The sequence below is a fragment of the Pseudomonas sp. NFX224 genome (assembly GCF_048565165.1).
Classification (GTDB): domain Bacteria; phylum Pseudomonadota; class Gammaproteobacteria; order Pseudomonadales; family Pseudomonadaceae; genus Aquipseudomonas.
In genome coordinates, this window is the sequence record NZ_CP183416.1 from 6,353,930 (window position 1) to 6,380,277 (window position 26,348).

General features: G+C 58.0%; 28 protein-coding genes. 13 read left to right on the top strand and 15 right to left on the bottom strand.

The genetic code is table 11. The annotated features are described in order from the left end of the window. Positions 1-54: 54 nt before the first annotated feature. Complete coding sequence (locus tag ACNYC6_RS29165) at positions 55-1,038, top strand: MDR family oxidoreductase (protein ID WP_419710335.1); 984 nt, start codon at positions 55-57, stop codon at positions 1,036-1,038. 19 nt (positions 1,039-1,057) lie between these two features. On the opposite strand, the gene ada is transcribed toward ACNYC6_RS29165, so the two are convergent. The 5 genes from ada to ACNYC6_RS29190 all read right to left on the bottom strand — a co-directional run bounded on the left by ada (position 1,058) and on the right by ACNYC6_RS29190 (position 4,210). Then, on the bottom strand, positions 1,058-2,122 hold the full coding sequence (gene ada, locus ACNYC6_RS29170) for a bifunctional DNA-binding transcriptional regulator/O6-methylguanine-DNA methyltransferase Ada (protein ID WP_419710336.1): 1,065 nt from the start codon (positions 2,120-2,122) through the stop codon (positions 1,058-1,060). Between the two features lie 86 nt (positions 2,123-2,208). Continuing rightward, on the bottom strand, positions 2,209-2,874 hold the full coding sequence (gene alkB / locus ACNYC6_RS29175; RefSeq protein WP_419713036.1) for a DNA oxidative demethylase AlkB: 666 nt from the start codon (positions 2,872-2,874) through the stop codon (positions 2,209-2,211). 5 nt (positions 2,875-2,879) lie between these two features. Then, the gene (locus tag ACNYC6_RS29180) at positions 2,880-3,584 is read right to left on the bottom strand and encodes a 2OG-Fe(II) oxygenase (RefSeq protein ID WP_419710337.1); all 705 of its coding nucleotides are present in this window, start codon (positions 3,582-3,584) and stop codon (positions 2,880-2,882) included. A 120-nt stretch (positions 3,585-3,704) separates the two neighbouring features. Next, entirely contained in the window at positions 3,705-3,878 is a 174-nt protein-coding gene (locus ACNYC6_RS29185; protein ID WP_191630475.1) for a hypothetical protein, read from the bottom strand. Between the two features lie 29 nt (positions 3,879-3,907). Beyond that, positions 3,908-4,210, bottom strand: a complete 303-nt coding sequence (locus ACNYC6_RS29190; RefSeq protein ID WP_007912251.1) for a DUF1883 domain-containing protein — start codon at positions 4,208-4,210, stop codon at positions 3,908-3,910. A gap of 213 nt (positions 4,211-4,423) precedes the next feature. Here ACNYC6_RS29190 and ACNYC6_RS29195 point away from each other — a divergent pair, with 213 nt between their 5' ends. Then, complete coding sequence (locus ACNYC6_RS29195) at positions 4,424-4,780, top strand: hypothetical protein (protein ID WP_419710338.1); 357 nt, start codon at positions 4,424-4,426, stop codon at positions 4,778-4,780. A 72-nt stretch (positions 4,781-4,852) separates the two neighbouring features. Further along, positions 4,853-5,083 (top strand): hypothetical protein, encoded by a 231-nt coding sequence (locus tag ACNYC6_RS29200; RefSeq protein WP_338580573.1) that lies wholly within the window; start codon positions 4,853-4,855, stop codon positions 5,081-5,083. An 11-nt stretch (positions 5,084-5,094) separates the two neighbouring features. On the opposite strand, the gene ACNYC6_RS29205 is transcribed toward ACNYC6_RS29200, so the two are convergent. Both ACNYC6_RS29205 and ACNYC6_RS29210 read right to left on the bottom strand, forming a co-directional pair. After that, positions 5,095-5,376 carry a hypothetical protein gene (locus ACNYC6_RS29205; RefSeq protein ID WP_419710339.1) on the bottom strand — a complete coding sequence of 94 codons (282 nt, stop codon included), beginning with the start codon at positions 5,374-5,376 and terminating at the stop codon, positions 5,095-5,097. A 139-nt stretch (positions 5,377-5,515) separates the two neighbouring features. After that, positions 5,516-5,704, bottom strand: coding sequence for a hypothetical protein (locus tag ACNYC6_RS29210; RefSeq protein WP_338580575.1), 189 nt, complete (start codon positions 5,702-5,704; stop codon positions 5,516-5,518). Positions 5,705-5,994: 290 nt separating this feature from the next. Here ACNYC6_RS29210 and galU point away from each other — a divergent pair, with 290 nt between their 5' ends. From galU to gorA, 3 genes are all read left to right on the top strand, one after another. Beyond that, entirely contained in the window at positions 5,995-6,834 is an 840-nt protein-coding gene (galU, locus tag ACNYC6_RS29215; RefSeq protein ID WP_008065368.1) for a UTP--glucose-1-phosphate uridylyltransferase GalU, read from the top strand. 117 nt (positions 6,835-6,951) lie between these two features. Next, the gene (locus ACNYC6_RS29220; protein WP_419708291.1) at positions 6,952-8,370 is read left to right on the top strand and encodes an IS1182 family transposase; all 1,419 of its coding nucleotides are present in this window, start codon (positions 6,952-6,954) and stop codon (positions 8,368-8,370) included. 194 nt (positions 8,371-8,564) lie between these two features. Further along, complete coding sequence (gene gorA, locus ACNYC6_RS29225; protein ID WP_419710340.1) at positions 8,565-9,923, top strand: glutathione-disulfide reductase; 1,359 nt, start codon at positions 8,565-8,567, stop codon at positions 9,921-9,923. Here gorA and ACNYC6_RS29230 read toward each other — a convergent pair. Next, the gene (locus ACNYC6_RS29230; protein WP_419710341.1) at positions 9,920-10,933 is read right to left on the bottom strand and encodes a DNA-binding protein; all 1,014 of its coding nucleotides are present in this window, start codon (positions 10,931-10,933) and stop codon (positions 9,920-9,922) included. The two genes, gorA and ACNYC6_RS29230, sit on opposite strands and share 4 nt — an antisense overlap. Positions 10,934-11,110: 177 nt before the next feature. Between ACNYC6_RS29230 and ACNYC6_RS29235 the strand changes: the two genes are divergently transcribed. From ACNYC6_RS29235 to ahpF, 3 genes are all read left to right on the top strand, one after another. Next, entirely contained in the window at positions 11,111-12,049 is a 939-nt protein-coding gene (locus ACNYC6_RS29235; RefSeq protein WP_419710342.1) for a site-specific integrase, read from the top strand. Between the two features lie 138 nt (positions 12,050-12,187). After that, positions 12,188-12,751: an alkyl hydroperoxide reductase subunit C gene (ahpC, locus tag ACNYC6_RS29240; protein WP_007975937.1), complete on the top strand. Its 564-nt coding sequence runs from the start codon at positions 12,188-12,190 to the stop codon at positions 12,749-12,751. Between the two features lie 127 nt (positions 12,752-12,878). Beyond that, positions 12,879-14,444: an alkyl hydroperoxide reductase subunit F gene (gene ahpF, locus ACNYC6_RS29245; RefSeq protein ID WP_419710343.1), complete on the top strand. Its 1,566-nt coding sequence runs from the start codon at positions 12,879-12,881 to the stop codon at positions 14,442-14,444. Positions 14,445-14,515: 71 nt separating this feature from the next. On the opposite strand, the gene gloA is transcribed toward ahpF, so the two are convergent. Next, positions 14,516-15,037, bottom strand: a complete 522-nt coding sequence (gene gloA / locus ACNYC6_RS29250; protein ID WP_416127085.1) for a lactoylglutathione lyase — start codon at positions 15,035-15,037, stop codon at positions 14,516-14,518. A gap of 145 nt (positions 15,038-15,182) precedes the next feature. Here gloA and ACNYC6_RS29255 point away from each other — a divergent pair, with 145 nt between their 5' ends. Next, positions 15,183-15,704, top strand: coding sequence for a DUF4946 domain-containing protein (locus ACNYC6_RS29255; RefSeq protein ID WP_419710344.1), 522 nt, complete (start codon positions 15,183-15,185; stop codon positions 15,702-15,704). A 175-nt stretch (positions 15,705-15,879) separates the two neighbouring features. On the opposite strand, the gene ACNYC6_RS29260 is transcribed toward ACNYC6_RS29255, so the two are convergent. The 3 genes from ACNYC6_RS29260 to ACNYC6_RS29270 form a co-directional block, all read right to left on the bottom strand. Then, entirely contained in the window at positions 15,880-16,245 is a 366-nt protein-coding gene (locus tag ACNYC6_RS29260) for a histone-like nucleoid-structuring protein, MvaT/MvaU family (RefSeq protein ID WP_008075430.1), read from the bottom strand. Between the two features lie 234 nt (positions 16,246-16,479). After that, entirely contained in the window at positions 16,480-18,012 is a 1,533-nt protein-coding gene (locus ACNYC6_RS29265) for an EAL domain-containing protein (RefSeq protein ID WP_419710345.1), read from the bottom strand. Positions 18,013-18,124: 112 nt separating this feature from the next. Further along, positions 18,125-18,997 (bottom strand): LysR family transcriptional regulator, encoded by an 873-nt coding sequence (locus ACNYC6_RS29270; protein WP_419710346.1) that lies wholly within the window; start codon positions 18,995-18,997, stop codon positions 18,125-18,127. A gap of 78 nt (positions 18,998-19,075) precedes the next feature. On the opposite strand from ACNYC6_RS29270, the gene ACNYC6_RS29275 reads away from it, so the two are divergent. Both ACNYC6_RS29275 and hppD read left to right on the top strand, forming a co-directional pair. Beyond that, entirely contained in the window at positions 19,076-20,005 is a 930-nt protein-coding gene (locus tag ACNYC6_RS29275) for a DMT family transporter (protein ID WP_419710347.1), read from the top strand. Between the two features lie 266 nt (positions 20,006-20,271). After that, the gene (gene hppD / locus ACNYC6_RS29280) at positions 20,272-21,348 is read left to right on the top strand and encodes a 4-hydroxyphenylpyruvate dioxygenase (RefSeq protein ID WP_419710348.1); all 1,077 of its coding nucleotides are present in this window, start codon (positions 20,272-20,274) and stop codon (positions 21,346-21,348) included. 66 nt (positions 21,349-21,414) lie between these two features. Here the strand turns inward: hppD and rarD are convergent, their stop codons facing one another. From rarD to ACNYC6_RS29295, 3 genes are all read right to left on the bottom strand, one after another. Further along, positions 21,415-22,296, bottom strand: coding sequence for an EamA family transporter RarD (gene rarD, locus ACNYC6_RS29285; protein WP_419710349.1), 882 nt, complete (start codon positions 22,294-22,296; stop codon positions 21,415-21,417). A gap of 196 nt (positions 22,297-22,492) precedes the next feature. Next, entirely contained in the window at positions 22,493-23,506 is a 1,014-nt protein-coding gene (locus ACNYC6_RS29290; RefSeq protein WP_419710350.1) for an aldo/keto reductase, read from the bottom strand. A 194-nt stretch (positions 23,507-23,700) separates the two neighbouring features. Next, on the bottom strand, positions 23,701-25,011 hold the full coding sequence (locus tag ACNYC6_RS29295) for an MFS transporter (RefSeq protein ID WP_419710351.1): 1,311 nt from the start codon (positions 25,009-25,011) through the stop codon (positions 23,701-23,703). A 160-nt stretch (positions 25,012-25,171) separates the two neighbouring features. Here ACNYC6_RS29295 and ACNYC6_RS29300 point away from each other — a divergent pair, with 160 nt between their 5' ends. Then, a complete protein-coding gene (locus ACNYC6_RS29300; protein ID WP_419710352.1) occupies positions 25,172-26,293 on the top strand; it encodes a sugar diacid recognition domain-containing protein in 1,122 nt (373 codons plus the stop codon). Positions 26,294-26,348 lie beyond the last annotated feature (55 nt).

The window sequence follows — 26,348 nt, forward strand, 5'->3', positions numbered from 1 at the left end:
TGCGATGTGGTATTTAATTCAAACCACAACGGGTGATCCCACCAGGAGGCAGCAATGTTCCAAGGTATTTTGATCGACAAAGATGAAAGCGGTTACCGGGCCACACTGCAACAGATCAATGACGATCAATTGCCCGAGGGCGATGTGACGGTGCGGGTGGCGTACAGCACGCTGAACTTCAAGGATGGCCTGGCGATCACTGGCAGCAGCCCGGTGGTGCGAAAATTCCCGATGGTGCCGGGGATCGATCTGGCAGGGACTGTCGAAGTCAGCGGGCATCCGGACTACAAGGTCGGTGACAAAGTCCTGCTCAATGGCTGGGGTGTAGGCGAAGGGCATTGGGGCGGATTGGCGCAGAAAGCCCGCCTCAATGGCGACTGGCTGATTCCATTGCCCGATGCATTCACCGCTGCGCAAGCCATGGCCATCGGCACCGCAGGTTACACGGCGATGCTGTGCATCCTCGCGTTGGAGCACAACGGTGTGATGCCCGAGCAAGGCGAAATCCTGGTCACCGGCGCCAATGGCGGCGTCGGCAGTTTTGCCATCGCGCTCTTGAGCCGGTTGGGTTACCGAGTGGTTGCGTCCACCGGCCGCACCTCGGAGCACGACTACCTCAAGCAATTGGGCGCCAGCGAAATCATCGACCGCGCCACGCTTTCCGAACCGGGCAAACCGCTGGCGAAGGAGCGCTGGGCGGCGGTCATCGATTCGGTTGGTAGCCACACCCTGGCCAACGCCTGTGCCAGCACCAAGGCCAACGGCACAGTCGCGGCGTGCGGTCTGGCGCAGGGCATGGATTTTCCGGCGTCCGTCGCACCGTTCATTTTGCGTGGCGTGACCCTGGCGGGTATCAACAGCGTGACCCAACCGAAGGCCAAACGCGTAGACGCGTGGAATCGTCTGGCCCAGGACCTGGATTTCAATCTGCTGCCGCTGATCAGCCGCGAAATCGGTTTGAGCGAAGTGATCGAAGCCGCACCGCGCTTGCTGGCCGGGCAATTGCGCGGACGGGTTGTGGTGGATGTGAATCGCTAACAGGCTGCGAACTGTTGATTCACTGCGTTTCGCGCTCCAGCAACTGCCGTTTGCGCTCTACTCCCCAGCGATACCCCGAAAGATTGCCATCGCTGCGCACCACGCGATGGCAAGGGATTGCCACCGCCAGACTGTTCGCGCCGCAGGCTTGTGCCACGGCGCGAACGGCTTTCGGTGCGCCAATACGCTGGGCAATGTCGGCGTAGCTGGCGGTGCTGCCGACGGGAATCTCTTTCAGTGCTTGCCAGACCCGCTCCTGAAACGCCGTGCCGCGCACATCCAGGGGCAAGTCCAGGCCGAGGGCGGGGGCTTCGATGAAGCCGACAACCTGTGCGATCAGTTGCTCAAAGTCTTGATCGGCGCCAATCAGATTCGCTCGGCGAAACGTGTCCTGCAGGTCGCAGACCAGTTGCTGCGGATCATCACCCAACAGGATCGCGCACACCCCGCGTTCACTTTGCGCCACCAGAATCGCCCCAAGGGAGCACTGGCCGACCGCAAAGCGAATGTCGTTGTTCTGCCCGGCTGCGCGGTAGTCGGTGGGCTTCATGCCCAACACCTGATCCGCCGCTTCGTAGAAACGGCTGTTGGAGTTGAAACCGGCATCGTACAAAGCGTCCGTCACCGAACTGCCATCGGCCAGTCGCTCGCGCACCCGGCGTGAGCGATGGGCGGCGGCGTAGCCTTTGGGTGTCAGGCCGGTGACAGCCTTGAACACCCGATGAAAGTGAAAACTGCTCAGCCCTGCGGCTTCAGCGAGTTCGCTCAGCGCAGGCAGCGCCTCGGCGGTTTCGATCTGGCGGCACGCGGCGGACACGGTGGCGGCATGTTGCGCGGCGATGTCGCTTTGATCTTTCGCTGTGCGCTTGCTCGGACGATAACCCGCCGCTTCGGCAAGTTCGGCGCTGTCGAAGAATTCGACATTCTGCGGTTTCGGCAAGCGCGACAGGCTGCTGGGATTGCAGTAGACCCCGGTGGTTTTCACCGCATAAACAAACTGCCCGTCGGCCTGCGGATCGCGGGCGACAACGGCGGCCCAGCGTGGATCGTTTTCGGTGGTGATTTTTGTCGATTGGCTTGTCATGGTTTACATCCGTTGACCCGTTTGCCGCAGATTAACCACCGACCGGTCGTCCCACACTCCGGCGCTTGCGGTCAAACTCCAGGGCTTCATCGCGCTGTACGAAAAGTGAAGTTGATTCGCTGCCCACCCAGTTTCGGGTGCTGGCCATCCTTGATCGGCAAGACGCCGTGATAACGCAGGCGATCTACGCCGCCCCAGACCACGATGTCGCCATGCAGCAACGGCACTCGCCGGCTTTTATCGCTGCGTTCAAAACCACCAAACAGAAACATCGCCGGCAAGCCCAGCGACACCGAAACGATGGGCGCCGCGTAGGATTTTTCATCCTTGTCCTGATGCAATGACATTTTCGCGCCGGGGACATAGCGATTGATCAGGCAGGAATCCGGCACAAAATCGGTAAAACCGGCCTCGCGCGCTGCCGCGTGTGCCAACTCGAAGAAGACGTCGGGCATGGGCGGCCAGGGCAGGCCGGTTTGCGGATCGTTGCGACTGTAGCGATAACCGCTGCGGTCGGTGGTCCAGCCCCATGCGCCGCAACTGCTCAGGGCCACCGACATGGTGAAACCGCCGGGCGTGATCATCTGCCGGAATGGCGCGGCCGCCAGCACCGCGTCCAGAGCGGGCAGCAAGCGCTCCAGCCACGGCAGGGCAAAGCCTCGCAGAACGAAGGATTGTTCGCCGATCTGCTCGGATTTGGGCTGCTGCTCAGGCTCAGCATCGGCAAACAGATCGAAGGTCGTCGGGGTCATGGTGTTCATGATGCGTCGTGAAAGATGATGCCTAGGGTATGCCGTTTTCCACTGTGCAGGCGACTGACGCCGTGGCGCAGGGTCACACGATAGTAGCCGCGCACGCCTTTGACCGGGCGCTGGTTGACCGCGAAGATCAAGCCGTCACCTTTCTTCAGGCCGATGACCTGCGGGCGCGACTGCATTCGCGGGCGTTGCTCGGTCAACACGAACTCGCCACCGGTGAAATCTTCACCCGGCGCTGACAGAAGAATCGCCACTTGCAGCGGGAATACGTGTTCGCCGTACAGATCCTGATGCAGGCAGTTGTAGTCCTGCGGCCCATACTGCAGCAGCAACGGTGTCGGGCGTTGTTGGCCGGCGGCATGACAGCGTTCGAGGAAGGCTTGATGGCTGGCAGGGAAACGGACTGGCAGGTCCATTTGCTCATGCCAGCGATTGGCCAGTGGTACCAGTCGCGGGTAAAGCGCGCTGCGCAGACGGGCGACGAGACCCGGCAAAGGGTACTTGAAGTACTTGTACTCGCCGCGACCAAAACCGTGGCGGGCCATGATCACTTGTGATCGGAAGGGCTCCGACTGGGCATACAAGGCGCTGATTTCATCGCAGGCCTTGTGGCTCAACAGTGACGGGATGATCGCGCAGCCGTCCTGATCGAGTTGCTGTTCCAGCAGGGGCCAGTCCAGTCTGTCCAGATATTGCTCACTCATTGCCGGGCCTCACGTTGTTGAGGTGGCGAGTCTAGGAGGCCTTGAGGGTGCGAACACTCCGACACTTGCGGTCGAATTTTCCCAGGGAGCAGACGTCCATGTTGTCGCTCCGGGCAGATGTTACAGCGCTTTGCTGACGCTGATTTCGCTGATCACGTCGTCCTGCCCATGAATGGCGTCCAGGGCTGCCTTGGCTTCTTCGGCAGTGCCGTTTTCGAGCTGGGCGAACTCGAAGCGGCGTTCGCCGTTGAGTTTGTATTTGATGACGTACTTGGTCGTTTGAGCCACGGTCATACCTGTCTGTCTGCGTGTGGGGGCGTTACTCAGCTGAGTTTCGTGCTGGAGCGACGGATGATTTTGATCGAGTGGGTCAGGGTCGGCTTGCGGGTCACGCTGATCGCACGGCGGTTGACCGTGTCGATGGTGATGTTCCAGAAACCGGTGCTCGGCGCGGTAATGCGGGCCGGGAAAGTGTCGAACGCGCCGCCGTGGTAAGTGTGGCGACCACCGTTTTTGAAGCTGCGGAAGTTGGCGTCGTTCATCAAACGGATGTTGCACATTTGCGAGCATTGGATGACGACGATGTCGTCTTCGTTGAGGTGCTCGCGCTGGTGAATAAATTTCATGGGCGCCTCCAGAAGGGCTTTTTCTACAAAATCAAAACGATAGCAATGGGCGATGCGGCGCAGTTTATCAGCCTCGGCACGTTATTATCCGGCTGCGGTTAAGCGGTTTGACAATAAAACACAGTTATTCGGCATTCAAAGCGCGATAAATGCGCTCGTCTTCGGAGAAAAACCGCAATGGCGCTGTCGGAGGATCTTTATCGGAGGTTTCGTATGAAGTGGGGTGTGTGGTTCCTGCCAGTGGCGTTGGCGACAAGTGGTTGCGCAAGTGTTTCGGACATTAACGAGTCATTGCCGACCATGAACGTGATTTCCGGCAAGAAACCCCATGAGTACGCGCAATGCCTGAGCGAAAAACTCGCCGACAGCCGTGGCGCCCTGCAAATCGAACCGCAGAAAGACGGCGTTCGGGTGATCGTGCCGCAGAAGCTGTCATCGGGGCCGGCCGCCGTGTTCGACATCGAAGAGCGCTCCGGCGGCAGCGCCATCAAGCTCCATGAGCGCATCTCCAATGTGCCGCTGCGTCCTTGGGATGTGCGCGATGCTGCGACCGCGTGCATTTCCGGCTGATAGACTAGCGCTATTCAACACACATGCCGTCAAAGCGCTGCTTTGGCGGCATTGTCATTTCTGGAGTCGGGCATGAAGCGAGAGAGGGTACGGGAGTGCCATGCAGAGGGTCAAATCTGCACCACCCATGTGATTCAGAATCCGGCGAGTCCCGGTGAGTGGATCGTGTTTTTCAAGAAAAGCGCCGGCCGCAGTTTTTTCCTGGTGGATGACAACGACGAAGTCGAATCCTTCACGAGCGTCGACGAATTGATCGAAACCGTGCGCGGCCTTGGGATCAAATTCGCCGAAATCCACATGTAGGGCAGGGCGCCTTACTTGCAGACCACCACCACGCTGCGGTTCTTGTAGTTGCCGACGTCGACACCCAGGGTTTTTTCGCTTTCCGCGGGGGCCGGGCTGCCGTCTGTGCCGACGATGCGATAACCGGTGCCGGCACACGAGGCATCGGCTTTTTCGTAGCAACTCGCCCAGGAATTGGCTTCTCCGGAGCAATCGATAGCCAGGCCTTGCTCGCCGTTGTTCAGGTACGTGGTTTCGGACGTCGCGCAGCCACTCAGGGCCAGAACCGCAATCAGTGGCAAAAATCTAGTCATGTGTTTGTCGTCGTCATAGTGGTGGGCAAAGCCTGTGACAGCGCCGCGGGCAAAAGGTTATAGCCAAAGGCCACTTCCTGCACGTATTCGCAAAAAAAGCCCTGCGCAATGGCAGGGCTGTGGGCGCGTCGGCTGACGATCAGTTTTTGTCCTTTCCGCGGCGCTTGGGCTCCGGGTGTTCAAGTTGCAACACCGATGCCACTTCGACCGCCATGGCTTCAGAAGGGAAAGGCCCGGCGATGTTCTCGCCGCCGACGCTGTCTACCCACCATTGGCCGTCTTTCGCCTTGTTGATCAGGTACCCGTTGACGCTTTTTGCTGCCGACATCTATCTGCCTCGTTGGCTGGTTCAAGTGCGCCATGATAGCGCCAAACGCACATGACGGGTGCCGATGGGTGTAGGGTGGTGCGATTGTTGACAATTGATAACCGTGCAAGTCTGCCGGTCTCTGCTATCAATAAGGGGTCGCGCAGCGATCTGCGCGGGCCCGTGCGGAACTATCCGCGAGAATATTTCTCTATGTTGACATCGGTTGGCCAGCGCGGGGCATTGTAAGGTGCACGCCGCCTGATTAGACTGCGCCGAAACTCGTACACACAGCCCTTTCAAGGACTTATATGATCAAGAAATGCTTGTTCCCAGCAGCCGGTTACGGTACTCGCTTCCTGCCAGCGACTAAAGCCATGCCCAAAGAAATGCTGCCGGTGGTAAACAAGCCACTGATCCAGTACGGCGTCGAAGAAGCACTGGATGCCGGTTTGACCGAAATCTCCATCGTCACTGGTCGCGGCAAGCGCGCCCTGGAAGACCACTTCGACATCAGCTACGAGCTGGAAAACCAGATCAAAGGCACCGACAAGGAAAAATACCTGGTCGGCATCCGCAAACTGCTCGACAACTGCTCGTTCTCCTACACCCGCCAGACCGAAATGAAAGGCCTGGGTCATGCGATTCTGACCGGCCGTCCACTGATCGGCGACGAACCTTTCGCGGTAGTGCTGGCGGACGACTTGTGCGTCAACCTCGAAGGCGACGGCGTATTGACCCAGATGGTCAAATTGTACAAGCAGTTCCGTTGCTCGATCGTGGCCATCCAGGAAGTCGATCCGCAAGAGACCAACAAGTACGGCGTGATCGCCGGCGAGATGATCCGCGACGACATCTACCGCGTACACAGCATGGTTGAAAAGCCAAAGCCGGAAGATGCGCCGTCGAACCTGGCCATCATCGGCCGCTACATCCTGACCCCGGACATCTTCGACCTGATCGAACAGACCGAACCAGGCAAGGGCGGCGAAATCCAGATCACCGACGCCCTGATGAAACAAGCCCAGAACGGCTGCGTAATGGCCTACAAGTTCAAGGGCAAGCGTTTCGACTGCGGCGGCGCCGAAGGCTATATCGACGCGACCAACTTCTGCTTTGAGAATTTCTATAAGACGGGTAAGGCTTACTAAAAGCTTTTGACCTGACTGTATTGAAAAGCCACCTTCGCAGACTGTGTGAAAACCTAGCAATCTGCGCAGCGCTCAAAGAAAATGCTCCGTATCGAAAGATACGGAGCATTTTTCGTTATGGCCTACATCCAAGGCGAATCCCGCAGCCAGACCAGCCTGTTCCCGGTTTCGCTGGAAGAACTGATCCCCGAGGATCACCTCGTTCGAGTCATCGACCTCTACGTCGCCAAGCTGGATCTGTTGCAGTTGGGCTTCGATAAGGCGCTGCCCAAAGGCACCGGCCGCCCCTCTTATGACCCTGCCGATCAGCTAAAACTCTATCTCTACGGCTATTTTCAGCGGATTCGCTCATCGCGGCGTCTCGAAGCCGAGTGCCAGCGCAACATCGAAGTGATGTGGCTGATCAACCGGCTAAAACCCGACTTCAAGACCATCGCCGACTTTCGTAAAAACAACAAACTCGCTTTTGTGGCGACGTGCCGTGCCTTCGTCCGGTTTTGCCGCACTGCCGGCCTGATCGCCGGTGAATTGGTGGCCATCGATGGCAGCAAATTTCAGGCAGTGGCGTCCTCGCGGCGTCATATGAATTTGAAACAGCTCAAACGTCAGGAAGAGAAGCTGGATAAGCGCATTGCTCAGTATCTGGCCGAGCTGGATGAAGCCGACCAGGCCGAAACCACAGAGACGATTGATCGCAGCGCAATCAAAACAGCCCTGGCGCAGCTTGAAGTTCGCCAGCAGAACAATCAGAGCTGCCAGGCGCTGATGAGCTCGATGGGACTTGAGCAGTTCAACACCCACGAAAGTGATGCCCGCATGATGCGCACCGCCAAGGGCCCGCGGGTGGCCTACAACGTACAAACCGCCGTGGACGCCGCACATTGCCTGATTCTGCATCACGAAGTGACCCAGGACGGCGACGACCGAAAACAGCTTGAGCCAATGGCCAAGGCCGCCAAAGAACACCTGGAACAAGAGGCCCTCAGCGTGACGGCCGATGCCGGCTATTCAAACGGCCAGCAGTTTCAGGCCTGCGAGGAGGCTGCCATTACGGTCTATGTACCACCCAATCGTTCGGTCAATCCTGGCGGCGAGGCGCTCTTTGAGCGCAAAGATTTTACCTATGAAGACGAACACGACCGTTATCAGTGCCCGGCGGGCAACTGGCTGACGCTCAAGCAGCGCAACAAGGGGGATCGGATCTATCAGGCCGATGTCAGCGACTGCGCTGCCTGCCCGCTCAAATCCCAATGCACTGGCGCCCAACGCCGCTATGTCTCACGCCATGCCCACGAGGAAGCTTTTGAGCGAATGGAGCAGCGAATTCTGGCCCATCCGCAGATGATGGCCAGCCGAAGATCCATCGTCGAGCATCCTTTCGGCAACCTCAAGCAATGGCTGTTTGGGAATGGTCGGTTCCTGCTGCGCCAGTTGGAGGGAGCAAAAGCAGAAATGGCCTTGGCGGTGAACGCTTATAACCTCAAGCGAGCGATTAGCGTGCTCGGAGCCCGCCAGTTAATCGCGCTAATGGGCTGAAAGGCCTTTTTTCGTCTGTTGCTCACACAAAAAAAAACGCCCCGAACAAGTCGGGGCGTTTGTTGGGCTGGCCTTCAGTGCGTTTTCACACAGTCTGTTCGGGTGGCTTTTTCATTTTCCGCCCCAATAACATTCGCAACGCTTGCCCAACAGACGTCCGCAGGTATGCTGGTCGCCTGCCGAGGAGATTGAAAATGGCCTACGATTTTGACCTTTATGTGATTGGTGCCGGTTCTGGCGGTGTGCGGGCTGCGCGGTTTGCGGCGGGGTTCGGGGCGAAAGTGGCCGTGGCCGAGAGTCGTTATCTGGGCGGGACCTGTGTGAACGTTGGCTGCGTGCCGAAAAAACTGCTGGTCTACGGTGCGCACTTTGCCGAGGATTTCGAGCAGGCTTCAGGTTTCGGCTGGACTCTGGACGAGGCGCAGTTCGATTGGCCGACGCTGATCGCCAACAAGGACCGCGAGATCAATCGCCTGAATGGCATCTACCGCAACCTGCTGGTCAACAGCGGCGTGACCTTGCATGAGGGGCACGCCAAGATCGTCGACCCGCATACGGTCGAGATCAATGGTCAGAGTTTCACCGCGAAAAACATTCTGATTGCTACTGGCGGCTGGCCGCAGATCCCGGAGATTCCGGGGCATGAGCACGCGATCAGTTCCAACCAGGCGTTCTTCCTCAAAGAGCTTCCCAAGCGTGTATTGGTGGTGGGTGGTGGTTACATCGCCGTCGAGTTCGCCGGGATTTTCCATGGCCTTGGCGCGCAAACTACGCTGCTGTATCGCGGTGAATTGTTTCTGCGCGGTTTCGACGGTTCGGTACGCAAGCATTTGCAGGAAGAACTGAGCAAGCGCGGCATGGACCTGCAATTCAATGCCGACATCGAGCGCATCGACAAGCAGGTCGATGGCAGCCTGAAAGTCACGCTCAAGGATGGTCGTCAGTTGGATGCCGATTGTGTGTTCTACGCCACCGGTCGCCGTCCGATGCTGGACAACCTTGGGCTGGAAAACACCGGGGTCAAACTCGACAAGAAAGGCTTTGTCGAAGTGGACGAGCTGTATCAGACCGCCGAGCCGTCGATCCTCGCCCTCGGTGATGTGATCGGTCGTGTGCAGCTGACGCCCGTGGCGCTCGCCGAAGGCATGGCCGTGGCGCGACGCTTGTTCAAGCCTGAGCAGTATCGTCCGGTGGACTACAAGATGATTCCGACGGCAGTGTTCAGCTTGCCGAACATCGGCACCGTCGGTTTGACCGAGGAAGAGGCTAGCGAGGCCGGCCATGAAGTGCAGGTCTACGAAAGCCGCTTCCGGCCGATGAAGCTGACCCTGACCGAATGCCAGGAGCGCACGCTGATGAAGTTGGTGGTGGATGCCAAGACCGACAAGGTGTTGGGTTGCCACATGGTCGGTCCGGATGCCGGTGAAATCGTTCAGGGCCTGGCGATCGCCTTGAAAGCCGGTGCCACCAAGCGCCACTTCGACGAAACCATCGGCGTGCACCCGACGGCCGCCGAAGAGTTCGTCACCATGCGTACGCCGGTCGCCGGTTAATCGTCTTTGGCTGCGTCTGCCACTGCTGCAACAGCAGCGGCCAGGCGCAGGCTTTCTTCCAGTTCTGCCTGGGCCTTTGCCAGTTTAATTTCCAGCGATTTGTTGATCTGCGCCTGCTCATCGATGTTCTGTTTTTGCGCCTGACTTTCCAGCAGGGCGACACGCAAGCGTTCCTGGAGGAGGGTGCGCTCGGCATCGACGCGGTTTGCCTGTTCCAGTAACTGGTCCTGACGGCTGTTGCTCTGCTTGAGTTGCTCTTGCATCAAGCTCAACTCGCGCAGCGTGCCGCGGTTTTCGGTCAGCAAACGCTCATTGTCGCGGTGCAGTTGGGTGACTTCATCCTGGCGCACCAATGCGCTTTGTTGTGCCTGACGCAACTCCATCTGCAACTGCTGCACCTGACCTTCATGACGACTGTGTTCCTGCTCGCGCTGTTCCTTGACGGCGTTGCGATAGTGCTCCAGTGCATCGCGAGCATGCAGGTGCTTTTCTTCCAGTGAGCGGATCTGCTCATCCTTGTCTTGCAAGCGTAATTCGAAATCCGCCAGTGCCTGATTCAGCCCGGCGTTGCGGTTTTGTTCGGTTTGCAAACTGGCGCGGGTTTCGTGCAGTGCCTCCGATTCCTGGGTCAGTGCCAGGCTCTGAATCTCGTACTGCTGGTGCAGTTCGGTGTTGGCTTTCTCGGCTTGCGCCAGCTGCGTTTCCAGTGCTTTGCGCTGCTGCTCGAATTGTTCGCGGGCCTGATCGATCGGCTCCTGCGCCTGTTCCTTCAGGCGTTGCGCCAGTCGAGAGACCAGCGCCATCAGTTCGTCATCGATCGGTTCTGCGGACTCCGCTTCAGCGCTCGGCGTGCTGTCGTCCAGCTCTTTCAGGTAGCGATGAATCGTGGTTTTCGAACCGGTATTGCCCATTTCGATCCGTACTGCATCGATGCTGGGGTTTTCGCCGCGGGCGAGGATCGCCATTCGTGCAGCTAGAACCACTGCTTTGTTTACACCGCCACGGGCCATGATTACTCCTACGATTTCGTGATGTGGTACGTATTACGAGAATACACATTGTACCATTCAAATATAAAAGATAAATACGGATGGGTATTAACACGGGATATACTGGTATTACCCCGTGTTAGACGACGAAAATCCACTTCTACCGGCAAAAGCAGTACGCATTCGAGAGTTGGACCCATGACCGAGCTGGATCGTTACCTGCACGCCGCGACGCGCGACAACACCCGTCGCAGCTATCGCGCGGCCATTGAGCATTTCGAAGTGACGTGGGGAGGTTTTCTGCCGGCCACCAGCGACAGCGTGGCGCGCTATCTAGTCGCTCACGCGGGCGTGCTGTCGATCAATACCTTGAAACTGCGATTGTCGGCACTGGCGCAATGGCACAACAGCCAGGGTTTTGCCGACCCGACCAAAGCGCCAGTGGTGCGCAAGGTGTTCAAGGGCATTCGTGCGCTGCATCCGGCTCAGGAGAAGCAGGCTCAACCGTTGCAGCTTCAACAACTGGAGCAAGTCATCGCCTGGCTTGAGCAGGAGGCGCAAACCGCGAGGGCGCAAGGCGATCAGCCCGGTTTGCTTAGAGCCAGGCGCGACACGGCGCTGATTCTGTTGGGCTTCTGGCGCGGTTTTCGTAGTGACGAGCTCTGTCGATTGCAGGTCGACCATGTGCAAGCCCACGCCGGCTCCGGCATCACCTTGTACCTGCCGCGTAGCAAGAGCGATCGCGAAAACCTCGGCAAGACTTATCAGACGCCGGCCTTGCAGCGATTGTGCCCGGTGCAGGCCTACATCGACTGGATCAGCGAAGCCGCATTGGTGCGCGGGCCGGTTTTTCGCGGGATCGATCGCTGGGGGCATTTGAGTGAAGAAGCCCTGCACGCCAACAGCGTGATTCCACTGTTGCGCCAGGCGCTTGGGCGCGCGGGCATCGCTGCGGAACACTACACCAGCCATTCCTTGCGCCGCGGGTTTGCCTCGTGGGCGCATCAGGCTGGCTGGGACTTGAAGTCGTTGATGAGTTACGTGGGCTGGAAGGACATGAAGTCCGCCATGCGCTACATCGAAGCCAGCCCTTTTCTGGGCATGACACGCGTCGACGAAAAACCGCTGCCACCGTAAATTCAGATTTCTTCTATTAATACTGATGGCTAATAGCGAAAGCCAATCAGCAGCATCAGGTTTGCCAATGAGCTATCGAGCGTTTGGATAGGTAAAGTTCTTTCCATCAACTTCTTAACCCCTGACGGAGAGTCAACGATGCCTATCATCAACAGCCAAGTAAAACCGTTCAAAGCTGACGCATTCAAAAACGGCGACTTCGTAAAAGTCTCTGACGCTGACCTGAAAGGCAAGTGGTCTGTCGTTTTCTTCTACCCAGCAGACTTCACCTTCGTATGCCCAACCGAACTGGAAGACCTCGCTGACAACTACGACGCCTTCCAGAAATTGGGCGTCGAGATCTACAGCGTTTCCACCGACACCCATTTTGCCCACGCTGCCTGGCACAACACTTCGCCAGCCATCGGCAAGATCCAGTACACCATGATCGGCGACCCAACCCACGCCATCTCCCGCAACTTCGACGTGCTGATCGAAGAAGCGGGTCTGGCTGACCGTGGCACCTTCGTGATCAACCCTGAAGGCCAGATCAAAATCGTTGAATTGAACGATGGCGGTGTAGGCCGTGACGCTTCCGAGCTGCTGCGCAAAATCAAGGCTGCTCAATACGTCGCGGCTCACCCAGGCCAGGTTTGCCCAGCCAAGTGGAAAGAAGGCGAGGCTACTCTGGCTCCGTCCCTGGACCTGGTCGGCAAGATCTAAGTCTGTGACGCGCTTCATCAGGGCGGACTTCCGCACCTTCTAAGCAAGCTGCACCGCCCAATAAAAACGCCCGGGCGAGATTCGCTCGGGCGTTTTTTTGTCTCAAAAATTCAAGGAAATCGCCCGTATGTTGGACACCAATCTTAAAGCCCAGTTGAAATCGTACCTGGAACGGGTCACCCAGCCGATCGAGATCGTTGCTTCTCTCGACGACGGTGCGAAATCCCAGGAAATGCTCGAACTGCTGAAGGACGTTGCCAGTCTTTCCAGCCAAATTACCTTGATCGATAACGGTGACGATGCACGCAAACCGTCGTTCTCGATCAATCGCCCAGGAGCCGACAACAGCCTGCGTTTCGCCGGCATCCCGATGGGCCACGAATTCACCTCCTTGGTGCTGGCCTTGCTGCAAGTCGGCGGCCACCCTTCGAAGGCCAGTGTCGACGTCATTGAACAGATCCGTTCGCTCAAAGGCGAGTTCAACTTCGAGACTTACTTCTCGCTGTCCTGCCAGAACTGCCCGGACGTGGTCCAGGCGCTGAACCTGATGGCGGTGCTGAACCCGAACATCCGCCACGTCGCTATCGACGGCGCGCTGTTCCAGGCCGAAGTCGATGAACGCCAAGTCATGGCGGTGCCAAGCATCTACCTCAACGGTGTTAATTTCGGTCAGGGTCGAATGGGCCTGGAAGAGATTCTCGCCAAGCTCGATACCCGTGGCATCGAGCGTCAGGCTGAGAAGATCAGCGCCAAAGAAGCTTTTGATGTACTGGTGGTCGGCGGTGGTCCGGCGGGTGCATCGGCGGCGATTTATGCCGCTCGTAAAGGCATTCGTACCGGTGTCGCGGCTGAACGTTTTGGTGGTCAGGTGCTGGACACCATGGCCATCGAAAACTTCATCTCGGTTCAGGAAACCGAAGGGCCGAAACTGGCCAGTGCCCTTGAAGAGCACGTCAAGCAATACGACGTCGACATCATGAACCTGCAGCGTGCCAGCGCGTTGATTCCGGCGAAGACCCCTGGCGAGTTGCACGAAGTTCGCTTCGAAAGCGGCGCCACCCTGAAAACCAAGGCGCTGATTCTCGCCACCGGCGCACGCTGGCGCGAAATGGGTGTGCCGGGCGAGCAGGAATACAAAGCCAAAGGCGTATGTTTCTGCCCGCACTGTGACGGCCCGCTGTTCAAGGGCAAGCGTGTAGCGGTCATCGGCGGCGGTAACTCCGGCGTTGAAGCGGCGATCGATCTGGCGGGTATTGTCAGTCACGTCACGCTGCTGGAATTCGACAGTAAGCTGCGCGCTGATGCGGTGTTGCAACGCAAGTTGTACAGCCTGCCGAACGTCGATGTCATCACCAGCGCACTGACCAGTGAAGTGAAGGGTGATGGGCAGAAGGTCAATGGTCTGGTCTATAAGGATCGCGATTCAGGTGAGTTCAACACGATCAACCTCGAAGGCATCTTCGTGCAGATCGGTTTGCTGCCGAACACCGACTGGCTCAAAGGCACCGTCGAGTTGTCACCGCGCGGCGAGATCATCGTCGATGCGCGTGGCGAGACATCGCTGCCGGGCGTGTTCGCCGCTGGCGACGTGACCACCGTGCCGTACAAGCAGATCGTGATTGCAGTGGGCGAGGGTGCCAAGGCTTCCCTCAGCGCCTTCGACCACTTGATCCGGACGTCAGCCCCGGCGTAAACCGGGACGCTGAAAACACAAAACCCCATGAGTGATCATGGGGTTTTTTTGTGGATCAAAAGATCGCAGCCTTACAGCGGCGCTGGCTGAATGATCTCAACCCAATAAGCATCCGGGTCCTTGATGAACGCCAGGCTCTTCATGCGGCCATCGGTCAGGCGTTTCTGGAAGTCGCAACCCAGCGCCTCAAAACGCTCGCACGCGGCGACGATGTCCGGCACCGAGATGCAGATGTGGCCGAAACCGCGTGGGTCGGTGTTGCCGTTGTGGTAGGCGAAGTCCGGATCGTTCTCGGTGCCGTGGTTGTGGGTCAGTTCGAGAATGCCGGGGATCGATTTCATCCACTCGGTGCGTGCGGCGGCGTCGGCCGGGATCTGGGCCTTGTCGACCAACGCGAGGAAGTACAGGCTGAATTCTGCTTCCGGGAAGTCGCGTTTTTCAACCAGCGAGAAACCCAGGATGCGCGTGTAGAAGTCCAGGGACTTGGTGATGTCCTTGACCCGCAGCATGGTGTGGTTGAAGACAAACTTCTGGGTCGCGGTGTCAGGTTGTGCGGTTACGCCGGGGAAGGTGTTCAATTCTTGCAGGCTCATGGGCCCTCCGGAAAATAAGTGGGGCTGACGAATGGCGACAATGATACGCAAGGGTTCCGACATCACCAAACCCAAAGCGTCGGCTATTGCCTGACAGTCGGTCGAGGCTCAGACTTTACGGCTCAATACATGAGTGTTTATTGCAATGATTCGATTCGGTAAGTCGCTGTTCATCCTGTTTGGCGTGCTGTCCGTGGTGGCCTGCGCTCATGCCGAGGCGCCGGTCATGACCTGGCCCGCAGGCTGGCAGGTCGAAGAGATCGAAGGTGATACCGCCTCCAGTGTGTCTCGTCAGCGCGCGGTAAAAAACGATCAGGGCGGCACTCCCGTGATGGTCATGGAACTGACCATGACCCCAGTGGAAAGTGGTCATCAGGTGAATCTTGAAGGCGTATTGCTGGAGATGCGTAAGTCGGTGCAGAAAGACTTCTTCCAGGGCGGATATCAAAGTGTCTGCAACCGGATTCATCCGGCTACCTTGAGCCGTTTATCGGCACTGGAAACCACCTGCACCATCACGCAGAACGGTCGCCATGTGCTTTCTCAAACATTGGTCGCCGCAGTGGATGTCGATAAAGCCTACGTACTTTCCTACGCCGGACAAGCGGAAGCTTATAAGGCGAGTCAGGAAGAAATAGAGGCAGCTCGTAACGCCTTGAAACTTTAATCGAAGACTTTAGTGACTACAGGCTTTGCGCCGTTTCTGAAATTATTAGATACCTGAACGGATTAAGCACAAAGTTAAGCGGCAAGTAGCGAGTTAGTCGGCCAATATCGTTGCATTTAGAGGGTGTTCATAAAAAAACCCTGCATTCGCAGGGCTTTTTTCACAGCGCGAGTGCTTAGCCGCGCAGCCAGGAATCAACGGTGGCAGCACCGTATTGTTCCTTCCAGGCTTTCAGGCCGCGATGGTTGCCGCCTTTGGTTTCAATCAGTTCTCCGGTGTGCGGGTTCTGATAAACCTTGACCACACGAGCGCGGCGAGTTTTCGGCGCCGCGGCCTGTTGCAGGCCGGATTTAGCCGGGTTCGGATCGAGAATGGCGATGATGTCGCGCAAGCTCTTGCCGTAAGTTTTCATCAACCCCTGGAGCTTTTCTTCGAATTCGATTTCTTTCTTGAGCCCGGCATCGTTCTTCAGGGATTCAAGCTGCTTGAGCTGTTCTTGAAGGGCCTTTTCAGCGGCACGAAATTCAGCGAGTCTGGACAATATCTTTACTCCAATAGTGTGTTTGGCTGATACCAACCGCAAACAAAGCTATAAGCCAAGAGCCTTGAAGCGACTCGGTGATAAATGGCTCACCTGCCAGATTTCTGCAGGCATGAAAAATTGTAGTAGTTAATTGGCCAAGAGTAAATCATGTCTTTTTCTTCATGTAACGTGAGTAGTGTTTTGATTCAAATTGGTGCGGTAAATCGTTGCCTCGTCGCTTAAAACCATTAGTTAATGGTCACTTAATGCACTAATGAACTCCGCGCCAGGCACTGGCCGACCAAACAGATAGCCTTGCTGGGAGTTAACGTGGTGGGCGGTGAGGTAATCACTTTGCGCCTGGGTTTCCACACCTTCTGCAACCATTGCCAGATCGAGCTTGGTCGCCAGTTCGATGATGCTGTCCAGAATGTGGCTCGACAGTGTGTCGATGCCGATCATGGCGACGAAACTCTGGTCGATTTTCAAAAAGTCGACATTGAACTGGCGCAGATAGCCGAGGCTGGAATGACCGGTTCCGAAGTCGTCGATGGCGATCTTCACGCCAAGCCCGTGGAGCTGCTCGAACAGTTGGTGGGTAATGGCCGTGGGTTCGATCAGATCGCGTTCGGTAAGCTCCAGCACCAAGTGGATGGAACCAGGTGCGAAAGCCGCGAGGAGTTCGCGGCAGTCCTCAACCAGTTCCAGGTCCTGGCAGTGGCTGGCGGTGATGTTGATGCCGATGTGAAAGGGTTCAACGAACGACGGGGACAGAGGCCCGAGCAAGGTCGCAGTCTGTTGCATCAATGAACGGGTCATCGGCACGATCAACCCGGAATGTTCGGCAAATGGAATGAACAAATCAGGCCGCACCAGGCCTTCTTTTGGATGGTTCCAGCGCATCAAAACTTCCACGCCTGAGACTTTTTTACTGTCGCTTTGCACAACCGGCTGAAAGTACGGAACGAACTCCGCAGCGTCCAGCGCACGCTTCATTTCATGGGTGGGGGACGATGAACGCTTTTGCAAAACATGTCCGATAAAGCCGGCCACAACACCGAAGAAGATCAGCAGGCTGAACAGCGGCGGATATTGACTGCTCATGTAGCGCCAGGTTTCACCTTCCGGAAAACCAGCGGCCACGCTGAATTCATAACGTGATGACGTCAGCATGCTTTGCGCGACGGGAAAGTCGGGCAGGGCGCTGTTGTGAAAGCGACCTTCGGCGGTCAACCAGTTGGGGCCTACTTGCAGCACCAGTATCGTCTGACGGCCGATCAAGCGCAGCACGTTACTCAAGTGATAGCCGTCCAGCGTGCTCATCGCGCCACGTTTACCTTCGCTGAGTCGATACACCAGTAACGCGGTGTCAGGCGTTACCGGGTTGCCCTTCATCAAGAACAAGCGGCCACCGATGTAGTCCCCGGGCGAAACTCTTTCGTTATATTCGCCAAACAGAGAAGTGCAATAAATGGTGTCGTCCCACAACAAAGTGGTCGAACGCACGAATGGGCGCCGGGTGACTTGTTCGCGCAGGGCGAGGTTGACGTCGATGCAACTTTGTCCGGCCAGCGGCAGCAACTCGCGTGCAGCCTGGGCCGTGTTGTCGAGCATCAGCTCGAACTGGCGAATCGCTTCTTCGGCAGTCAGTTGCGCGGTTTGTTTGAGTGCGCGCTCAGCCTGCAGATAGAGGATGACAAAACCCAGGATGACCGGGAGCAATCCGCTCGCGAGGGTGATAGCAATCCTGGTGCTGCGATTGCGGCTCTTGGCTTTCAGTGGCATTCGTGAAACCTGTGACGATGTAATAGGGCTCTCAAATGCTGGCCGGACGCAACGCCTTCCAAGAAGAGTTCAGGTAGAGCCCATGATAGTTGGTGCTTGGAAAATATTCCGCTCATGGATAGTTCAAAGACCGGGCGAGTTGGATGAAGGCCAGTGTCGCCGGCGATGCCTGGCGCTGATCGAGTACAGCCACGCCGACCTGGCGTGTCACCGTCGGCGCCAGTGGTTTTTTTACATAGCGGCTGTCGTTGTGTTCGGGCAGCGAACCTTCGGCGACCACGGTCAGTGCATCACCACGGCCGACCGTATCCAGCGTACTGAGCAGCTGCGAGCAGCGAAACCGGATGTTGGGTGTCAGTCGGGCGGCACTGAACAGTCGTGAAACCAGCTCCGAGGAGCCGGCCTCGGTCAACACAAAAGGGTCGTTGCACAAATCCTTCAAACTCACGCTGTCGAGCGCCGCCAACGGGTGGCCGGTCGGTAGCAGCGCGACCATTTGATCTTCCACCAGCGTCACCGTGTCGAAGCGCTCGTCGGGCAGCACCACAAAACCGATATCGATGCGTCGCTCTTCCAGCCACTGGACCACCTGGCGGTCCGGCCCTTCATCGATGTGCACCTCAATGCCCGGATGGGCCGCACGGTAGTGCTGCAGAATCAGCGGCAGCAGCTTGATCGACGACGTCGGCCCGAACGAGCCGATGCGCAAGGTACCGCGCTTCATGCCACGGGCATCTGCCGCTTCCTGGCGCAAAGTGTTGGCCAGGCCAAGCATGGCCCGTGCGCGCAATAGAAGCAGCTCGCCGATATCGCTCAACTCGACCTGCGATTGATGGCGGCGCAGCAACTCAACGCCTAATTCTCGCTCCAGCGATTTCAAGGCATGAGAGATCGCGGACTGACTGACCCCCAGGCGATTGGCCGCAGCCGTGAAGCCTTGGAGCTCGGCGATGAGGGAGAAGATCTCCAATTGAGTGAGGGTCATGAGTCTTTACTCATTTTACGATGACTGGCTATTAGTTGAATGATACGTCATCCCAGCGATCGCCAGTTCGGAAGACTTATGACCCCATGTGAGCAGAGCCTGACCCAATCCTCCGATGTGCGGGTTTATTTAAAACTGGCGGCGGTCACTATGATCTGGGGCGGTACGTTTGTTGCGGGGCGGTTTTTGGCCGACGGCCTCAGCCCGTTGTTTGCGGCCAGCCTGCGGTTTCTGTTGGCCAGCGCAGCGTTGTTGCTGTTTTTACTGTTGACCCGCGTACCGCTGGCGCGACCCAGCCCCAGAGAGTGGCTGCAACTGGCGCTGTTGGGGTTTTTCGGAATCTTCTTTTACAACATCTGTTTCTTTTATGGCCTGCACTACATCAACGCCTCGCGAGCGTCGTTGATCGTGGCGCTCAATCCTGCGGTGATCGGCCTGGCTTCATGGTGGCTGTTCAAGGAGCGATTGAGTCGGGGCAAAGTCGTCGGTATCGCCATTTGCATCGCCGGGGCGAGCCTGGTGATTGTCAGTCGTAACCCGCAGTTGTTGGCCGGCAATGCCGATGCCTGGATTGGTGACCTGCTGATTCTCGGCTGTGTGCTCGGTTGGGGCGTTTACTCGCTGCTCTCCAGGGAACTCAATCACAGCCTCGGGCCGTTGCAGACCGTTACGTATTCGATTTTGCTGGGGACACTGATGCTGTGGTTGACCAGCGCCGTGCGCGGTGAACTGGACCCCACCGCGCTCGCCAGTCTCGGTCCACAACAATGGCTGAGCCTGATGTACCTCGGCGTGTTGGGCTCGGCGCTGGCCTACATCGGCTATTACGACGGCATCCGCAAAATCGGTGCGACGCGCTCGGGCGTGTTTATCGCCCTGAACCCGCTGACCGCCGTGATCCTCGGCGCGTTGCTGTTGGGCGAACAACTGTCGCTGGCGATGTACCTGGGGGGAGGGCTGATTCTGCTGGGGATCTTCCTGTGCAACAAACCCCTTGCACGCGGATGAAAAAGGGGGATTTTATACAGAGGGCGGACAAACTGATTTACGCTGTGTAGAATCAGGTTACGCATACAAGAATAATGGACTTCTGGCAGCAGAAGCCTCGCCCGCAACAGCCTTGGGTCGACAATGAAGATTTTCGGGTTTCAACTGATCTACGGTGACTTTCTCGCCCGCAGCGTGCGTGGCATCTCCTGCGCGCCACCCACCGGTCTCAGCATTGCTAGCAACTAACATTTGTTAATTCTAAAAAGCATGATGAGGCGCCAACCATGGCAGATTTATACGAAAACCCAATGGGCCTGATGGGCTTTGAGTTCATCGAATTCGCATCGCCGACCCCGAATACCCTGGAGCCGATCTTCGAGATCATGGGCTTCACCAAGGTCGCGACCCACCGTTCCAAAGACGTGCACCTGTATCGCCAAGGCGCGATCAACCTGATCCTCAACAACGAACCCAACAGCGTCGCTTCGTACTTTGCGGCCGAGCATGGCCCGTCGGTGTGCGGCATGGCGTTCCGCGTCAAGGATTCGCAAAAAGCCTACAAACGCGCCCTGGAACTCGGCGCCCAGCCGATCCACATCGAAACCGGTCCGATGGAACTGCACCTGCCAGCGATCAAAGGCATCGGCGGCGCGCCGTTGTACCTGATCGACCGTTTCGGTGAAGGCAGCTCGATCTACGACATCGACTTCGTGTACCTCGAGGGCGTTGACCGAAACCCGGTGGGTGCGGGCCTGAAGATCATCGACCACCTGACCCACAACGTGTATCGCGGTCGCATGGCTTACTGGGCCAACTTCTACGAGAAGCTGTTCAACTTCCGCGAAATCCGCTACTTCGACATCAAGGGTGAATACACCGGTCTGACTTCCAAGGCCATGACCGCGCCGGACGGCATGATCCGCATCCCTTTGAACGAAGAATCGTCCAAGGGCGCCGGGCAGATCGAAGAGTTCCTGATGCAGTTCAACGGCGAAGGTATCCAGCACGTTGCGTTCCTGGCTGACGACCTGATCAAGACCTGGGATCACCTGAAAAGCATCGGCATGCGCTTTATGACGGCGCCGCCGGACACCTACTACGAAATGCTCGAAGGCCGTTTGCCGAACCACGGCGAGCCGGTGGGCGAGCTGCAAGCGCGGGGCATTTTGCTGGACGGTTCGTCCGAGTCGGGCGACAAGCGCCTGCTGTTGCAGATCTTCTCGGAAACCCTGATGGGCCCGGTGTTCTTCGAGTTCATCCAGCGCAAGGGGGATGACGGCTTCGGCGAAGGTAACTTCAAGGCGCTGTTCGAATCGATCGAGCGTGATCAGGTGCGTCGTGGTGTTCTCTCCACGGACTAAACCATTACACCGATAAACAACTGTGGGAGCTAGCAGGATAGCTCCCACATTTGTTTTGTGGTGCGTTTAAGGCCTGCGCTGTCGCATCAAATGCTTGAACCCTTCAAACATCAGCACCAGCACCGCCATCCAGATCGGGATGTAGGTCAGCCATTCGCCAGCCTTGATGCTTTCCCCCAGCAACAACGCCACGCCCAGTAACAGCACCGGTTCTACGTAGCTCAACAAACCAAACAGACTGAACGGCAGCAAGCGACTGGCGATGATGTAGACCACCAGCGCCGATGCACTGATCAGACCGAGCAACGGGATCAGCCAGGACAGCGCCGGGTGCTGATCGAACACGCCGAAGCCTTGCTCGCCACCGTGCACAAACCAGTAGGCGATCGGCAGCATCAGGGTCATGTCCAGCCACAGCCCGCCGAGGTTGTCGGTCTTCAACCATTTGCGCAGCACGAAATACAGCGGATAACCGACAACCACCACCAGCGTGGCCCAGGAGAAACCGCCGACCTGATACAGCTCATTGATCACGCCAAGGCTGGCAAAGAACACCGCGACCTTTTGCAGATACGACAGCTGCTCCCCGTAGGCGATGCGCCCGGTCAGCACCATGGCCAGCGGCAACAGGAAATAACCCAGCGACACATCAAGGCTGTAGCCGTTGAGCGGCGCCCACATGAACAGCCAGAGTTGCACGCCCAGCAAGACCGACGAGAGCAACATGCCAGCGATCAACCTGGGTTGCGCACCGATCCGGCGCAGCAGGTCGACCACACGCCGCCATTCACCCGATAGCAGCATGAACACGGTCATGCAGGGTACGGTCAGCAACATGCGCCAGCCGAAAATTTCCACGCCGCTCAAAGGGGTAAGCAGCGAGGTGTAGTAATACATGACGGCAAACAGCACCGAGGCTGAAACCGATAGAGCGATACCTTTAGACAAGCTGTCCTCGCGAGGTTGAAGGTGAAACAGGGGGGGCGGAGGATACGTGGTTTTCGAACTGAATATTGACCAATCAATCAACTCTGTCCAACTGTGGGAGCTAGCCTGCTAGCGATAGCGATCTTCCAGCCAACATCTCTGTTGAATGTTGCACCGCAATCGCTAGCAGGCTAGCTCCCACAGGCGATAGAGGGGATCAGGTATTACGCGGCTTGCGGCCAGACACAAAATGGCTCACATCATTGAACCCCGGTGTTGATGCATGCCCCGGTGTCACCAGCGAATCAATGAACGCTTCGTCTTCCGCCGTGATCTTCACCGCCTGCGCCTTAGTGTAGGCATCCCACTGCGCTTCGGTGCGCGGGCCGACAATGGCGGAAGTAACGGCGTTGTTGTTCAGCACCCAGGCAATGGCGAATTCGACGATGCCCACGCCGCGTTGCTCGGTGTATTGCTGGATCTGCTGGGCGATGCGCAGGGACTCGACGCGCCATTCGGTTTCCAGGATGCGTTTGTCCTGGCGCCCGGCGCGGCTGTTGGCGTCCGGTTTCGCGTCCGGCGCGTATTTGCCGCTCAGCACGCCACGGGCCAAAGGGCTGTAAGGCACGACACCGAGGCCGTAGTTCTGCGCGGCGGTGATCTGTTCGGTTTCGGCCTGACGGTTGACGATGTTGTACAGCGGCTGGCTGATCACCGGCCGGTCGACCCCGAGTTTGTCAGCGATACGAATCACCTCGGCGATCCGCCAGCCACGGTAATTCGACAGGCCCCAATAGCGGATCTTGCCCTGGCGGATCAAATCGCCGATGGCCGACACCGTCACCTCCAGCGGCGTGTTGTGGTCTTCGCGGTGCAGGTAATAGATGTCGAGATAGTCGGTGCCCAGGCGCGTCAGGCTGGCTTCGAGACCGTTGAAAATATGCTTGCGGCTCAAACCGCTGCGGTTCGGTACGCCATCAACCGGGCCGAACCCGACCTTGGTTGCGAGCACCCATTCATGGCGGCGACGGGCGATGGCCTCGCCGACGACTTCTTCGGAGTGGCCATGGGTGTAGACGTCGGCGGTGTCGATGAAATTGATGCCCTGGTCCCAGGCCTTGTCGATGATTCGCAGGGAATCTTCGGTGCTGGTCTGTTCGCCGAACATCATCGTACCCAGGGTCAGGGTAGACACTTGCAGGCCCGAATGACCCAGTGTGCGGTAGCTCATGAGGAAATCCTTTTGCCGGAGGGAAAGGCTCAATCAAATACCAGAACCCTCACCATGAGCAAACGGAAATCTCAAACATCCCCGGAGCAAGTGTGGGAGCTAGCTGCCAGCGATGGCGGTGTGTCCGTAACATCAATGCGGACTGACACCCAGTTATCGCTAGCAGGCTAACTCCCACAAGGGATTTGCGGTGCTTAGGCGCGCAGGGTGCGGGTCATGCGCAACGCCAGCAAACTACCGCAGACAATCACACCGGCCAGCAGATACAACGCCGCATCGGTCGAACCGGTGCTGTCCTTGACCCAACCCACCAGGTACGGGCTAAGGAAGCCAGCCATCTGGCCCATCGAGTTGATCAACGCCAAGCCGCCCGCCGCCGCACCCGCGCTGAGCAGGGCGGTTGGCACTGGCCAGAACATCGGCAGGCCGGTGAGGGCGCCCATGGTGGCGATGGTCAGGCCGAGGATGGCGATGGCCGGGTTGGCGGCGAAGTTCACCGCAATCAGCAAACCGAGCGCGCCCATCAGCATCGGTACGACCAAGTGCCAGCGGCGTTCTTTGCGCAGGTCCGCCGAGCGACCCACGATCAGCATGAACACCGCGGCCAGCAGGTACGGAATCGCACTCAGCCAGCCAATCACCAGGTTATCGCTGAAACCCAGGTTCTTGATGATCGACGGCAGCCAGAAGTTGATCGCGTACACGCCGCTCTGGATGCAGAAGTAGATCAGGCCGAACGCCCAGATCGCCGGATTCTTGAACACGGCCAGCAGCGAATCTGTGGTGGTTTTCGGCTTGTTGACCAGGTCTTCGGCGTGGTCGGCTTCCAGCACCGAACGCTCGAATGGAGTCAGCCATTTGGCATTGGCGTAACTGTCGCTGAGCAGGAAATAAGCCAGCGCACCGAGGATCACGGTCGGAATGCCTTGCAGCAGGAACATCCACTGCCAGCCAGCGAGGCCGCCCTGACCTGCGGCGAAGTGGTTGAGAATCCAGCCAGAGAACGGACTGCCAAGCAGGCCCGACACCGGGATCGCGGACATAAACAACGCCATGATGCGGCCACGGCGGAAGGTCGGGAACCATTGCGAAAGATAAAGCACCACGCCCGGGAAGAACCCGGCTTCAGCCGCGCCGGTGAACAAACGCAAAGTGTAGAACTCGGTCGGCGTGGTGACGAACAGCAGGCAGGTCGACAGCGTGCCCCAGGTGATCATCATCAGCGCGATCCAGCGTCGCGGGCCGAATTTGGTCAGCGCCAGGTTGCTCGGAACGCCGCACAGCACGTAGCCAATGAAGAAGATCCCGGCGCCGAGGCCGTACACGGTTTCGCTGAATTTCAGTGCGTCGAGCATCTGCAGCTTGGCGAAGCCAACGTTTACCCGGTCGAGGTAGTTAAACAGGTAGCAGATGAAAATGAAGGGGATCAAACGCAGGGTAATGCGCTTGTAGACGGCGTTTTTGTCGTCAGCGATGGCATCGGACGCTACGGCGCTCTGTGTCATAACGGCTCTCTCTTTATTATGATTTTTTGCGATGCAAAGGGTAACGTTGATCGCCCCCAGAGTCTCGACCACCCTCGGGGCTGCTGTCTTTGTGCCTGAGCACAGGGTTTGTCACCAAGCCCTGTGCGGGTGAACAACCACGCTTTCAAGGATCACCATTATGTTCGAACTCGATCACGACCTGGCCCAGGACATCGTCGACCGCGCGATGGCGATCCTGCCGTACAACGTCAACGTCATGGACAGTCAGGGATTGATCCTCGGCAGCGGCGAGCCGGAGCGGGTCAACACCCGGCACGAAGGCGCGCAACTGGTGTTGGCCAACGGTCGCGTGGTGGAAATCGATGCACAAACCGCGGTCCACCTCAAAGGCGTGCAGCCGGGAATCAACCTGCCGCTGATGCTCGATCAGCGCTTGATCGGCGTGCTGGGCATCACCGGCGAACCCGAACAACTGCGCACCTACGCCGAGCTGGTGCGGATGACGGCCGAGATGCTGGTGGGCCAGCGCAACCAGCAAGCCGAGCAACAATGGCGGCGCCAGCGTTGTGATGACCTGCTGGCGTTGTTGCTCAGCGATGCCGGGGGTTCGCCCCGTTTGATCGACGAGGCACAACAACTGGGGCTCAAGCCGCAGATGACACGGGTGCCGTACCTGTTCGAATTGGGCATGGAACACGGGCCGGGGCAAACCGTCGAGGCGCTGAGTGCCTGGCTGACCTCGCGCTATCCCGATAGCTGGTGCGTCAGTTCGGCGAAGTCCTCGTTGCTGTGGTGCCGGCCGGCCAGCCAGACCGTCGAGAATGATCGGCTGCTGGAAAAACTCGACGGCCTGGGCTGGAACATTCTGCGCCTGGCGGTGGGCGGGCAGGCCGATGGGTTGACCGGGTTGCGCCGCTGCTATCGTCGGGTCGGCGACTTGCTGGCCTACGGGCGCGATGTGTTGCCCGGTTCCCGATTGCTGACGCTCAACCGCTATCGATTGCCCGTGATGCTCTGGCGCCATCGCAACGACGATGCGCTGGACGAATTGCTCAACCCGTTGCGTAAAGTCATCGCCAAGGACAGCAACGGCCAGTTGCTCGCGACCCTACGCAGTTGGTGCGAACACGATGGCCAGAGCCAGGCGTGCGCCGAGGCGTTGGGGATTCATCGCAACAGCTTGCGCTATCGGATGGAGCGTATTGCCGAGTTGAGTGGGGTTGATCCGTTGAAACTGGACGGCATGCTGGCGCTGTATCTGGGCGTGCAACTGCTTCCCCAAACCGATACGAACCTGTGAATGGCGCCGGGTTTTGTGGAAATGAACAATAATCCTATTGCCCGCTTGTGCAGCG

Coding starts and splice junctions, on each gene's coding strand:
- ACNYC6_RS29165 (WP_419710335.1), top strand. CDS start 55: ATGTTCCAAGGTATTTTGATCGACAAAGATGAAAGCGGTTACCGGGCC.
- ada (WP_419710336.1), bottom strand. CDS start 2,122: ATGACAAGCCAATCGACAAAAATCACCACCGAAAACGATCCACGCTGG.
- alkB (WP_419713036.1), bottom strand. CDS start 2,874: ATGACCCCGACGACCTTCGATCTGTTTGCCGATGCTGAGCCTGAGCAG.
- ACNYC6_RS29180 (WP_419710337.1), bottom strand. CDS start 3,584: ATGAGTGAGCAATATCTGGACAGACTGGACTGGCCCCTGCTGGAACAG.
- ACNYC6_RS29185 (WP_191630475.1), bottom strand. CDS start 3,878: ATGACCGTGGCTCAAACGACCAAGTACGTCATCAAATACAAACTCAAC.
- ACNYC6_RS29190 (WP_007912251.1), bottom strand. CDS start 4,210: ATGAAATTTATTCACCAGCGCGAGCACCTCAACGAAGACGACATCGTC.
- ACNYC6_RS29195 (WP_419710338.1), top strand. CDS start 4,424: ATGAAGTGGGGTGTGTGGTTCCTGCCAGTGGCGTTGGCGACAAGTGGT.
- ACNYC6_RS29200 (WP_338580573.1), top strand. CDS start 4,853: ATGAAGCGAGAGAGGGTACGGGAGTGCCATGCAGAGGGTCAAATCTGC.
- ACNYC6_RS29205 (WP_419710339.1), bottom strand. CDS start 5,376: ATGACTAGATTTTTGCCACTGATTGCGGTTCTGGCCCTGAGTGGCTGC.
- ACNYC6_RS29210 (WP_338580575.1), bottom strand. CDS start 5,704: ATGTCGGCAGCAAAAAGCGTCAACGGGTACCTGATCAACAAGGCGAAA.
- galU (WP_008065368.1), top strand. CDS start 5,995: ATGATCAAGAAATGCTTGTTCCCAGCAGCCGGTTACGGTACTCGCTTC.
- ACNYC6_RS29220 (WP_419708291.1), top strand. CDS start 6,952: ATGGCCTACATCCAAGGCGAATCCCGCAGCCAGACCAGCCTGTTCCCG.
- gorA (WP_419710340.1), top strand. CDS start 8,565: ATGGCCTACGATTTTGACCTTTATGTGATTGGTGCCGGTTCTGGCGGT.
- ACNYC6_RS29230 (WP_419710341.1), bottom strand. CDS start 10,933: ATGGCCCGTGGCGGTGTAAACAAAGCAGTGGTTCTAGCTGCACGAATG.
- ACNYC6_RS29235 (WP_419710342.1), top strand. CDS start 11,111: ATGACCGAGCTGGATCGTTACCTGCACGCCGCGACGCGCGACAACACC.
- ahpC (WP_007975937.1), top strand. CDS start 12,188: ATGCCTATCATCAACAGCCAAGTAAAACCGTTCAAAGCTGACGCATTC.
- ahpF (WP_419710343.1), top strand. CDS start 12,879: ATGTTGGACACCAATCTTAAAGCCCAGTTGAAATCGTACCTGGAACGG.
- gloA (WP_416127085.1), bottom strand. CDS start 15,037: ATGAGCCTGCAAGAATTGAACACCTTCCCCGGCGTAACCGCACAACCT.
- ACNYC6_RS29255 (WP_419710344.1), top strand. CDS start 15,183: ATGATTCGATTCGGTAAGTCGCTGTTCATCCTGTTTGGCGTGCTGTCC.
- ACNYC6_RS29265 (WP_419710345.1), bottom strand. CDS start 18,012: ATGCCACTGAAAGCCAAGAGCCGCAATCGCAGCACCAGGATTGCTATC.
- ACNYC6_RS29270 (WP_419710346.1), bottom strand. CDS start 18,997: ATGACCCTCACTCAATTGGAGATCTTCTCCCTCATCGCCGAGCTCCAA.
- ACNYC6_RS29275 (WP_419710347.1), top strand. CDS start 19,076: ATGACCCCATGTGAGCAGAGCCTGACCCAATCCTCCGATGTGCGGGTT.
- hppD (WP_419710348.1), top strand. CDS start 20,272: ATGGCAGATTTATACGAAAACCCAATGGGCCTGATGGGCTTTGAGTTC.
- ACNYC6_RS29290 (WP_419710350.1), bottom strand. CDS start 23,506: ATGAGCTACCGCACACTGGGTCATTCGGGCCTGCAAGTGTCTACCCTG.
- ACNYC6_RS29295 (WP_419710351.1), bottom strand. CDS start 25,011: ATGACACAGAGCGCCGTAGCGTCCGATGCCATCGCTGACGACAAAAAC.
- ACNYC6_RS29300 (WP_419710352.1), top strand. CDS start 25,172: ATGTTCGAACTCGATCACGACCTGGCCCAGGACATCGTCGACCGCGCG.